Source organism: Saccharothrix australiensis (genome assembly GCF_003634935.1).
GTDB lineage: Bacteria > Actinomycetota > Actinomycetes > Mycobacteriales > Pseudonocardiaceae > Actinosynnema > Actinosynnema australiense.
In genome coordinates this window covers 3,302,996-3,314,504 of sequence record NZ_RBXO01000001.1, presented here as the reverse complement: position 1 = coordinate 3,314,504, position 11,509 = coordinate 3,302,996, and the positions used below count along the sequence as shown (strand labels likewise).

General features: G+C 71.8%; 7 protein-coding genes and 1 pseudogene. 6 read left to right on the top strand and 2 right to left on the bottom strand.

Going from position 1 to position 11,509, the window contains the following annotated elements:
* Positions 1–873: 873 nt before the first annotated feature.
* The 3 genes and pseudogenes from C8E97_RS15165 to C8E97_RS15150 all read left to right on the top strand — a co-directional run.
* Positions 874–1,503: pseudogene (locus tag C8E97_RS15165) on the top strand (IS110 family transposase); the annotation flags it as partial.
* 853 nt (positions 1,504–2,356) lie between these two features.
* Positions 2,357–2,710 (top strand): effector-associated constant component EACC1, encoded by a 354-nt coding sequence (locus C8E97_RS15155; RefSeq protein ID WP_147455122.1) that lies wholly within the window; start codon positions 2,357–2,359, stop codon positions 2,708–2,710.
* Between the two features lie 36 nt (positions 2,711–2,746).
* Entirely contained in the window at positions 2,747–4,105 is a 1,359-nt protein-coding gene (locus tag C8E97_RS15150; RefSeq protein WP_170211861.1) for a caspase family protein, read from the top strand.
* A 144-nt stretch (positions 4,106–4,249) separates the two neighbouring features.
* Here the strand turns inward: C8E97_RS15150 and C8E97_RS15145 are convergent, their stop codons facing one another.
* Together C8E97_RS15145 and C8E97_RS15140 are read right to left on the bottom strand one after the other, a co-directional pair.
* Entirely contained in the window at positions 4,250–4,936 is a 687-nt protein-coding gene (locus C8E97_RS15145) for a S1 family peptidase (RefSeq protein WP_170211860.1), read from the bottom strand.
* Positions 4,937–4,987: 51 nt separating this feature from the next.
* The gene (locus C8E97_RS15140; RefSeq protein WP_170211859.1) at positions 4,988–7,915 is read right to left on the bottom strand and encodes an AfsR/SARP family transcriptional regulator; all 2,928 of its coding nucleotides are present in this window, start codon (positions 7,913–7,915) and stop codon (positions 4,988–4,990) included.
* A gap of 292 nt (positions 7,916–8,207) precedes the next feature.
* Between C8E97_RS15140 and C8E97_RS15135 the strand changes: the two genes are divergently transcribed.
* Genes C8E97_RS15135 through C8E97_RS15125 form a run of 3 tightly spaced genes read left to right on the top strand, consistent with a single transcriptional unit; the run spans position 8,208 to position 11,375 of the window.
* Complete coding sequence (locus tag C8E97_RS15135; RefSeq protein ID WP_121006050.1) at positions 8,208–8,576, top strand: peptidase inhibitor family I36 protein; 369 nt, start codon at positions 8,208–8,210, stop codon at positions 8,574–8,576.
* A gap of 1 nt (position 8,577) precedes the next feature.
* Complete coding sequence (locus C8E97_RS15130) at positions 8,578–9,261, top strand: ABC transporter ATP-binding protein (RefSeq protein WP_121006048.1); 684 nt, start codon at positions 8,578–8,580, stop codon at positions 9,259–9,261.
* Entirely contained in the window at positions 9,258–11,375 is a 2,118-nt protein-coding gene (locus C8E97_RS15125; RefSeq protein WP_121006046.1) for a hypothetical protein, read from the top strand. Before C8E97_RS15130 ends, C8E97_RS15125 begins: the two co-directional genes overlap by 4 nt.
* The last annotated feature ends 134 nt before the right edge of the window (positions 11,376–11,509 follow it).

Sequence of the window (11,509 nt, the reverse complement as noted above, 5' to 3'; positions counted from 1 at the left end):
GCGCCCGACCCGCGCCACCCGCCGCGCGCACGGTGACACGATGCGCATGACCAGCGGAAACAGCAGACGACAGCACCGGGACCGACACCCATGACACCCCCTGGCACGAACCCACCCCCGGAGAAGGCGCGCGAATACGCGAACAATCCCGAAGAGAAGTCTGCGAACCCGAAACGACGGCTCACAAATACCGACGAATCGAAGTCACCGACGCTTTAACACGTCACGAACATACACATGGACCGGTGGCGACTGTCAACCAACCAATGACCGCGACGGACACGGCCGCACCCCACCTGTTCCCCCTAACGACGTGGACAGGATTGATACTGAAGGAAAGTGCACCAGGGACGGCCCTCGCCGAACCAGGACGCACGCGCCCATCACCGGCGACGTCAAGCGGCCGTCCCAGCGAATCGATCCGCACCGCCAGCGCTCACAGCCAGAGACTGTGACGTGCAGCACAGGACGGATCACCCACTCATCCAGCCATCCCCAATAGCTCGATATGGGTGTTTTGCGCCGATGGCGCGCCGCCGCGCCGGTCGTGGTGGGTGGGTCCGGGGGCACGGAGATCCGCGGTGTTCAGAAGTCCTCGCCCGCCGGCCCGTCCACCGGAGTCCTCGCCACGCTCCAGCCGGGCGACATACCGTGCGAAGGCCATGATCGTCGCACTGCCCCTCCACACTCGCACTGCCCCACCACAGGTGAACGCGCCCAGGTGGCGGCCGAGCCGGTCGAGGACGTTGATCGCCAAGACTCGAGAACGGCGGCGCGCACCACCCTCGATGTCGTCGCCGTAGGCGGCGTCGGCCGCCGACGGCAACTCCGCTCGGGGGAACACCCAGAGCGCCTTCCCACACAGGTCATGGCGCCCGACACGGGACGGTGCTGGTCGTGGTCGACCAGCCCGCCACCACCGGCGCCCTGCCCGTCGCGGTCGCCCGCGCGGCCGGCCACCGGGTCGCCTGCCCGCCCGGTCCGGCGATGCGCCGTATCGCCGACCTCTACCCCGGCACGGCCAAGACCGACGCCCGCGACGCCTTCGTCATCGCCGACGCGGCCTGCACGCTGTCCCTCACCCTGCGCGCGGTCGGCACCGGCGACGACACCCTCGCCGAACTCGGCGTGCTGGTCGGGTTCGACGACGTCCTGGCCGCCGAAGCCACCCGCATCTCCACCCACATCCGCGGCCTGCTCACCGGCATCCACCCCGCCCTCGGAACCCGGATCGCGCACTCGGCGGTGCTGGAGATCCTGTCCCGCTGCGGCGGACCGGCCGGCATCCGCAAAGCCGGACGACGCACAGTCGCCGCGATCGCCGCCGCGAACGCGCCCGCATGGGCACCAACTGGTCGAGTCCATCTGGACCGCCCTGGACGAGCAGACCGTGACCGTTCCGGGCACCACCGCGGCGGACACGGTCCCGCCCGGGCTCACGGAAAGCCTCAATCCGTGCTCCAGCAGCGGAAAGCCGTCGCCACCGACGTCGAGGGGTGCTTGATGCGCACCCTTCGCGGCCGAGCCTTCGACCATCGGCCGAGCCTGACCCATCTCCTCCGACATCATTCGCCGAGTGCGAAAGGCGGGTGGAAATGCAAGGTGACGCGAAGGGAACCGGGAGGCTCGGTGAAACCACGCAGTGCGGCCAGTGCGGACTTCCCGTACACCATGTCGACGATCTGCTACATCGAAGTCGCATCCGATGGCACGGTGACCTTCGGGCAGGACGCGGGCACTTACGAGCGGGCTCGTTCGGGCGCGTCGCGCCTGTACGCCGTCTGGCCCGGTCAGTACCGCAGCGACCTGTTCGTCATCGACGATCTGGACGATTACGCCAAAGCCTTCGGCATCGTCCACGACCAGCAACGAACGGGACTGGCCGAGCACGAGCACCAGATCCGCTGGGGAGTCAGTTCCTCCGAGACCAACCCCACCGCTCGCTACGTGTGGGTGGACGTCCGCTTCGACTGCGGATGCCGGATCAAGGACCTTGCGGCTTTCGCCCAGCAGATGCGCGCGCAGAAGGGATGGGATGTCGCCACCAGCACCGGCTTCAGCAGCGGCTGGTCGCAGCACGACGGGCACAGCTCCAGCGTCCGCGTCCGTCGCACCACCCTCGGCGCATAGCCGCTGATCCGCCCCGTGTCGAAGGTCAAGCCCGTTCAGGTGATCGGGCCAGTGAAGCACGACTTCGCCGGCGCTCGGGACCAGTACGAGGTATGAGGGTGCGTTCACCGCGAAAGGTGCTGTTCGACGGCGGTGGTTGCGCTAGCGTGGCGCGGGTGGATCTTCCACCCGCGAGATGACTATTGACCGGCCGGAGTGGTCAGGCTCCGCCGACGAGGGGGTTCGGGTGTCGACCGCAACGGCGCGCGTGCGGACAGCGGGCTCGGCTGACGACCTGCGCGCACTGGTGATGTGGCTGCGGGACGAGGACGCGTTGCGGGGCCGGGTGAGCCTCGCCGCGGCACCACCGGCCGAGGGCGAGATGGGCGAGATCGTCGACGCCGCCGTCATCGTGCTGACCAGCGGGACCGTGTCGGTGCTCGTGCGGTCGCTGTTCGACTACCTCAAGCACCGCCGCACGACCGCGAAGATCACCCTCACCGTCCGCGACGAGCAGGGCCGCGAGTTGGAGCTGACGTGCGGTTCCGGTGACGACGCGCACGCGACGGCCACCGCGGTCCGGACGTTCCTGGAGGGATAGGTGGCGACGCTTCCCGATCCGGTGCGCTCAAGGGCCGTGTTGATCGGTACGAGCGACTTCCGCCAGACCGACCGGTTCCCACCGCTGCCCGCGGTGCGCAACAACCTGTTCGACCTGGTATCCGCGTTGACCGCCGCCGACACCGGCATCCTGGGGTGGGAGCAGTGCGTCGTCGTCGACACCCCGGACTCGGTGAGCAGCTTCATGGAGCGCCTGCGCGGCGCGGTCAGCCAGGCCGAGGACCTGTTGCTCGTGTACTACGCCGGTCACGGCGTCCGCCACGACACCAGGGACGAGCTGTACCTGACCGTCCGGCACACCGACCGGGACGGCTTGGCCGGTTCCGCGGTCCCGTTCGAGTTCGTGCGCGAAGTGCTGGCGGACAGCCCCGCCAGGGTCAAGCTGCTCATCCTGGACTGCTGCTACTCCGGGACGGTCCTCGGCGCGATGTCCGGCGGTGGGATCAACGCCCGGGACATCGCGATCGCGGGCACGTCGGTCATCACCTCGGCGCCCCGGAACCAGGTGTCCCACGCACCGCCCGGCGCGCGGAACACCGCCTTCACCGAGGAGCTGATCGGGCTCCTGAGACGGGGGACGTCGATCGCGGGCTCACCGCTGACGATCCGGACGCTCTACCGCTCGCTGCTCGCCGCCATGTCGAACCGAGGGCTGCCCGAACCGAAGTTCAAGAGCACCGACACCAGCGCGGATTTGCTGCTGCGCAAAGAACCGCGCTCGGACCCAGCCGCCGCACCGCCCGGCCCGAAGCCGCCCGCGCCGGAGCCGCCGCCGACCGCGCACGCCGTGCCGCCCGAGGACGCCGCCGCACACGAGCGCGCCGCGGGGACCGGTGATCAGCCGACCGGGCGAATGTCCGCCGCCCGGAGCACGGAGTCGGTGGATGCCGCCCGAGTCGCCAGCGGGTTGCTGTTGATCCCGCTGTGGCTGGGCGTGTTCATGGGGGTGAGCGGCTTCGTCGGTGGGGTGATCGGCTCCATCTTCGGCACCCCGCCACTGGGCAGGACCGCCGTGGACGACTTGAGCACCGCGATCGCCATGCTCCTGTTCGGCGGACTCTGGTCGGTGGTGCTCCGCTGGCCGATGGCGGCTTGGCGCGCGGGCAGGCGACGCCTCACCCTCCGGGACGCCGTCGAGGTGGTGCTGGCACGTCCGCTGCGCCGGCTGCCCGTCGCCGTGTCGGTCACGATGCTGATGATCTCACTGGCGTTCACCGCCACCGTGTTCATCGTGCCGGGCTCGCACCCGCCGACCGCGATCAGCGCCTTGTCGACGACCGTCTCCGGCACCCTCCTCCTGCTTGAGGTGTCCGCCGTCTTCGTCCTGTCCATCCGCCTCCGGAAGAAGCACCTGGCCCACGCCGCAGTCCGTTGACAGCGGGGGCAGGGGCGATGGAGGAGCAGCGGGCCGCCCCGAGCGGCCGTCCCGTCGCTGGAACCGCGGATCGGCCGAGCGCGGGTCGGGCGCCGCGCCGCACCGCCAGGGGCGCACGTCGGCCTGGTGCTCCGACGGGTCCGGTCAGCGGATTTCCCGGTCGATCCAGTCGCGCAGCGCGGACAGGTCGATCACGGGCGGCCGGTCCAGGGTGCAGTCGTGCGCCTCGGGCACCCAGCTGGGAACGAGCCCGAACAGCAGCAAGCCGTCCCGACTGACCAGCGGGCCGCCCTCGTCGCCGAAGCAGGGACCACCACCGTTCGGATACGTCGTGCAGAGGCGGTCACCCTCGCCGCCGCACGCGGAACGCGGCTCGGTGCGGGCGGCCACCGCCTGCAGCTCCGCGCTCGGTCCCCCGCACCCGGCGGTCGGGCAGGTTTGGCCCCAGCCCAGCGTTTTGGCCTCGGCACCCGTCCCGGCCGGCTGTTCGGCCACGTGCACCGGGACGGCGCTGCTCGGCTTGCTCAGCCGGATGAGCGCCACGTCGCTGGTGGGATGCGGGATGATGCGGGCGGCGGAGATGAGTTCACCGTCGCCCGCATGGCGTCGCGACCCGACTCGGACGTTGACCGACTCGGGCGTTCTGCCCTGCACGCACTGCTTCGAGGTGAGCACCCAGTAGTCCTCGGTGAGGACACTCCCGCAGAGGTGCCGGGACGCCTCCGGACCGGTGGCCTCCTGCACCGATCCCACGTAGTAGATCTGCGTGCCCGGCTCGGTTCCGTTGATCGTCGCCCGCGCGGAGGGCGCGGGGAACGTGGCGAGCAGCACCGCGGCTGCCAGGGCGGAGTACGGTTTCACGGCTCAGCTCCTACTCGGTGGTCACCCTGCGGTGGACAGTCGAACGCGGACGGGATCGGCTTCCGGCACGCCGGCCGCGACGTAGAGGGTCAACGCGCTGCGCCAGTGCCGCCGGGCCTCGGACCGCCGGTCCAGGGCGTGCTGCGCATGGGCCAGCCCGTCATGAGCGCGGGCCTGCTGGTAGCGGTCGCCGGTTTCCTCGGCCAGTGCGAGGGCTTCCCGGTGGTGGACGAGGGCACGTGCCGGGTCGTCGCCCCGCCGGGCCAGTTCGCCGAGGCCGTTGAGCGCTTCGGTCCGCAGGCCCCGATTCCCGGTGTCGCTCGCCACGGAGAGCGCGTTGTGCAGGTTGGCGGCCGACTCCGCGAACCGGCCCAGGTCCGCCAGCAGCAGTCCCAGGCCCAGCCTGGTGTAGCCCTCCAGGCTCCGGTTGGCGGTGTGCTCGGCGATCGTGACGGCCTGCCGGAAGTGGCCGAGCGCCTCGTCCGCACGCCCCAGCCGGCGGTAGGCGAAACCCAGGCTGTGCAACGCGTACCCGCGCCCGGCGACGTCGCCGACCTGCTCGGCGACGGTCAGCGCCTCGGTGTGCTGGACGGCCGCCTCGTCGTACTGGCCCAGCCGCTCGTGGACGATGCCGAGGTTGTTCGCCGAGCGGCACTGGCCGACGCGGTTCCCGGTCCGCACCGCGATGTCGAGCGCCTGCCGGTAGTGCACGAGCGCGTTGTGGTGGTCCGCCACGGCCAGGTACACGTTGGCCAGGTTGTTGTGGGTGCGGCCTTCCAGCGGCAGGGCGCCGACCGACCTGGCCAGGTCCAGCGCGTTGCGGTGGTGCTTCTCCGCCGAGTCGTAACGGCCCAGCCGCTCGCAGGCGGTGCCGAGGTTCCCCAGCGCCTGGCACTCCGCCTCGGCGTCGGCGCGACCGCGGGCGGTGGCGTACGCGTGGCCGTGCAGCGCGAGCGCGTCGTCGTGGTAGCCGCGCAGGTCGAGGTAGCGCAACAGGGTCGTGGACAGCTCACCCGAGTGCGCCCCCGCGATCGCGGTGGCCACGAGGTTCTCCCGTTCCCGTTCCAACCACGCCATCGCCTCCGCGTAGCCGGACAGGGCCGGGCCGGGGAGGTCGGCGGGCGGGCGAACGTGGTCGTCTCCCGGCGCGACGACGTCCACCGCCCTCGCCGCGGTGGAGAGGTACCTGTCGCGCAGGCGTGTCCGGGCCGCGTGCCTGCTCTGGGCGCTGTCGGTGGCGGTCGTCAGCTCGACGGCGAACGCGCGCAGCAGGTCGTGCATCCGGTACCGGCCCGGCTCCGGCTCCTGCAGGAGGTGCAGGTCGACCAGCTCCTCCAGGGTCCGCTCCACCTCCACCACCCCGGCGGCGGTGAGCGCGGCGGCCGACCACCCGTCGAAGTCGGCGCCGGGGTGCAGGCCCAGCAGCCGGAACAACCGTTGCTGCGCCTCGGTGAGCTGCCGATAGGACAGGTGCAGGGCGGTGACCACGCTGCGGTCGCCGGTCGCCAGCTCGCTCAGCCCGGCGCGCAGGCGGCCGGCCAGGCGCCCGACCGTCCACACCGGACGGGACCGCAGCCGTGCCGCCGCGATCCTGATCGCCAGCGGCAGGTGCCCGCACAGGCCGACCACCTCGCCGACGGCCCCCGGTTCGCGCCGTTCGTCGCCGAGGACCCTGGTGAACAACGCCACCGCCTGGCGGTGCGGCAGCACGTCCAGCGACAGCGTGCGGGCCGAGTCGAGGTCGGTCAGCCTGCGCCTGCTGGTGACCAGCGCCAGGCAGCGGGGGCCGCCGGGCAGCAGGGGGCGGACGTGGGCCGCGCTGACCACGTTGTCGAACACCACCAGGGCCTTCCGCCCCGCGAGCGTCGAACGCCACAGCGCCGCCCGTTCGTCCAGCCCGGCCGGAATCCGCTCACCCGGCACTCCCACCGAACGCAACAGCGTGCCGAGAGCCGCCGCGGTGTCCACGGGCTGTCTGTCGGCCGTGTGCGCGTGCAGGTCGATGAACAGCTGCACGTCCGGGTAGCACGAGGAGAGGCGGTGGGCGGCGTGCACGGCCAACGCGGTCTTGCCCATTCCCGCCATGCCGTCGATCGCGGCGATCACCGTCGTCGCGCCGGACGGGTCGCGGACGGTGTCGAGCAGCTGTGCGAGCTCCTGGTCGCGGCCGGTGAAGTCCGCGATGTCGTGCGGCAGGGCGTGCACGGGACGCGTGTCCGCGGGCACGAGCGCGGGCGACCCGGTGAGGATCTGCTGGTGCACCCGCTGGAGCGCGGGACTCGGGTCGACGCCGAGCTCCTCGGAGAGCCTGCGCCGGACCAGCTCGTAGTGCTCCAGCGCGTGGGCCGGCCGTCCGCCCAGGCAGAGCGCGCGCATCAGCTGGCCGGCCAGGCGTTCGTCCAGCGGCTCCTCCGCGGCGAGCGCCAGCAGCTCGGGAACCAGCTCCGCGTGGCGGCCACCGCGGAGGCCGAGCTCGTTGCGGTGCAGCACCGCCTCCAGCCGGTCGCGGTGCAGCGCGGTCCTGACCTCGTCCGCCCACGGCGTCTCCATGACCGGGAAGGCCGCTCCCCGCCACAGCGCGAGTGCCCGGTCCAGCAGGGCGACGGCGGTCGCGTCGTCGGAGCCGCGCGCCCGCTCGGCCAGGTCGCGGAATCGATGCAGGTCCACCATCGCCGGATCGACCCGCAGGACGTAGCCGCCGGGCTGCCGGCAGATCGCGACACCCAGCGCCTTGCGCAGCCGGGACAGGTAGCTGTGCAGGGAATTGCTGCCGCTGTGCGGCGGGCTGTCACCCCAGACCCGGTCCATCAGCTGGTCCAGGGACACCAATCTGTTCGCGTCGACGAGCAACGCGACCAGCACGCACCGCTGGCGTGAAGGCCCCAGGTCGACCACACGTCCGTCGACGATCGCCTCGACTTCTCCGAACACGCGGAACTCGATCGTCACCACCCCCTGCGGCCTGCGCCGCTCCCTCCCGAACCCGCCCCCTGACCTGCGGTTTCAAGAGTGCTACAGGAACGGTGCACCAGCCGTGGCACACAGTTTGCCCACCCGTCGGAGAACGCCCTACGACGGGCCCGCAGTCGCCTTCCTGACCGAAATTCCCGGCGGAGGGCATCTGTGCAGCCATTACAGCAGATCAACGGGCGACGCGCAGGGGTACCGCTGTGCCATTCGTGCTCCCGCGCCGAAAGTCCCGACATGGCGACGAAGAGGGCGAACCAAAGGAGGAATTCCCATGAAGTTCGGCAAGCTGGCGGCCGGTGTGGCCGTCGCGGGCGCTGTGGTGCTCGGGGGCATCGGTGTGGCGTCGGCGAGCGTCCAGGCTGAGTCCTGCACGCCCGACCGGGTCTGCATCTACAAGCACAACAACTACGGCACCAAGCTGGAGGAGAAGGCGCCGCTGAAGGGTACGACGAACGTCAGCGCCGTGGCGAACGACGAGATGTCGTCGTGGCGGAACCTCACCAACGTCGACGCCCGCTGGTACCACGACGCCGGCGGCGGCGGCCGGTGCGTGACGATGAGGGCGGGGACGTCGGACGACGACATCAACTCCAGGGACGACAACAAGCTCTCGTCGTGGAACACCCAGGGCCGGTGCTGACATGACCTCCCGGTTGCTCGTGGTGGAGAACGTCAGCCGCTCGTTCGCCTCCACCGCCGAGACCGTCACGGCCGTGCGAGACGTCAGCCTGACCGCACGTGCGGGAGAGTTCGTGTGCGTGGCGGGGGCGAGCGGTTCGGGCAAGTCCACGCTGGTCAACCTGATCACGGGACTCGACACCGCGGACACCGGGAGAATACTCGTCGAGCAGGTCGACCTCGGCCTGCTCGACGAGAGCGCCCGCGCCCGACTGCGGCTCACCACGATCGGGGTGGTGTTCCAGGAGCACAACCTGATCGAGGAGTTCACCGCGCTGGAGAACGTAGCCCTGCCACTGGAGGCGCAGGGGCTCGACGGACGCGCCCGGGCGCTCGACCAGCTCGCCAGGGTCGGCCTCGCCGATGTCGCGCACCGGATGCCCCACCAGCTCTCCGGCGGCCAGCGGCAACGGGTGGGCGTCGCACGGGCGCTGGTCGGCGACCGGCGCGTGCTGGTCGCCGACGAACCGACGGGCGCGCTCGACTCGCGTGCCGCCCGTGAGCTGTTCGAGCTGATCAGAGCGTTGTGCGACGACGGCATGGTGGCCGTCGTGTGCTCGCACGACCCGATGTGCCGGGAGATCGCGGACACGGTCTACGAGATGTCCGACGGCAGGGTGCGCACGGCGGTGGGGGCACCGGTATGAGGTTCGCGATCAGGTTGATGCGCAACAGGGCGCTGACATGGTCGGCCGCGCTCATGTTCGTCACCGCGTCGGTGCTGGTCGGCCTCTTCGTCACGGTCAAGGCGTTCGCGCTCACCGCGCAGCAGGTGGACGAACGCGATCTCGGCCGTTTCGACGCCCGGGTCGAACTGGCCACACCGGAGCCTCCCGATCTGGCGGGGGTGCGACGCGCGGGTGGCCGGGACATCACGGTCACGCTGAGTTCGACGGACGTGCGGCCGTCGGTCGTCGACCCGCCGGTGACGAGGTACCTGGAGGCGGACTGGGGCGTGACGCCCTTCCCCGCGCGGTTCGCGCTCACGAGTGGACGGTGGCCGCGGCACGCCGGCGAGGCCGTGGTGACCGCCGCGACCGGCTCCTCGCTCGCGGTGCCACACGGCACGTTGCGGGTCGTGGGGACCGTGCGCGACTCCTACTCCGGCTGGAACACGATCCTCGCCGCCCCCGGCACGTTCGCGACGATCCGCGGCGAGGGCGTGAGCGCCACGACGACGGTGTACTGGAACGGTCCCGCCTCCGCCGGCGCCGCTCTGGCCGGCACCGTGGTGGCGCGCGACACGCGCCACCCGCGGTCGTGGATCGAGCGCAACCCGCTCGTCCACCGAATTCCCGCGCTTGCCCTGCCCGTGCTGACCGTGCTGGCCATCTCCGGGCTGACCGGGGCGTGGTCGCGCCGCACCCGTACGCTCCTGCACTCCGTCGGCGTGCGCCAGACGTACGCCGTGGGCGTCGCGGCCACGGCGTCGACCCTCGTCTGGACCGCGCTCGGCATCGGGGCGGGCATCGGGATCGGGCTCCTGGTGCGGACGATCCTCGCGCGGGACCGGGCCGAGCCGTTCTCCCCGGTGCCGGACCTGCTGCCGCCGACGGCACAGCTGCTCCTGGTCACCTCGCTCGCGTGCGGGGTGTACTTCCGGCGCGGCACCCGGGCGGCGGGCCCGGCCGCACGCCGGTACCTGGCCGTGCTGCTCGTCGGTGCGGTCGCCTTCGCGATCACCCGCTCGGACGGCGTGACCGGTGCGATGGTCGTCACCGCGCTCGTCGGCGCCGTGGTGCTGCTGCTCGTGCCGGACCTGGTGCCGCGGCTGGCCGGGCTGCTCCCGGAGCGCGACCCGAGGCTGCGGCTGGGCGCACGCCGGCTGCGCGACCGCGGCGCCTCCGCCGTCGTCGTGCTGACCGCGGCGCTCACCCCGGCGCTGGCGTTGATGACGCTGCTCGCCACCGACCTGGCGCACCAGGAGGCGTCGGTGGTGCCCGACGCACCGTCCGGGCAGGTCATCGTCAGCGGCCGGGCCGGCATCGGGCACCCGCCGCCCGACGACGTCCTCGCCGCCGTCCGGACCAGGATCACCGGCCAGGGAGTTCGGACCGGGTTCCTGCCGCGCCAACGACTGCTCGTGGTCGACTCGCCTGACGACGTGTCCGCGCTGGACCACCGCGCGCTGACTCCCACCGAGCTGGAGTCGTTGCGCTCAGGGCGCTTCGTGCCGTTCACCGACCCGTCGTGGCGGAGCTACGCGAACGGCGTGGTGCTCGCCGCGCACACCACCAACGCCGCCCCATCGGCCGTGGTGTTCACCGATGTGCCGGACGACATCGCACGGGCGGCGCAGCAGGCCGTGGCCGACGCTCGGCTCGGGCACAGCTTCGTGCTGGTCCACCGGCCGCCGGAGCCCGCGGTCCTGCCGACGTCGCTGTACGCCGTCGCCATCGGGCCGGCACTGCTCGCGGTGCTGACCGCAGCCGCAGTCGCCGGCACCCGGGCACGGACGTCGCGCGACCACGCGACGGTGCTGACGGCGGTGGGAGTGGGCAAACGCTGGATACAGCAGCTGCTCCTGCTCGAATCCGGTGTGACGACGGCGATCAGCCTCGGGCTCGCGCTCCTGGTCGCGCTCCCGCCGATGGCGCTCGCCGGCGTCGCTGTGCGGGTCCCGTGGGGGCACGTCGGTCTGCTGGCCGCCGGGTGCGCCCTCGCCGTGCTGGTGGCGGGATCGCGGCCACAGGTCGGGGGGCCGTGCTCGACGGCGGGGCTGGTGCCCGCGCGTCGGGGGCCCCGGTCAGCAGGTCGGTGATCAGGGCGCAGCCGTCGACGACGGTGCCGCACAACCGGTTCCCCGAGACGGCCATGATGCCGCTCCGCGAGCGTCACGCGGTACTGGCACCCGGTGGTGTCCTGCTGCTCGATCTCCGGCGCGCACGGCGGGTG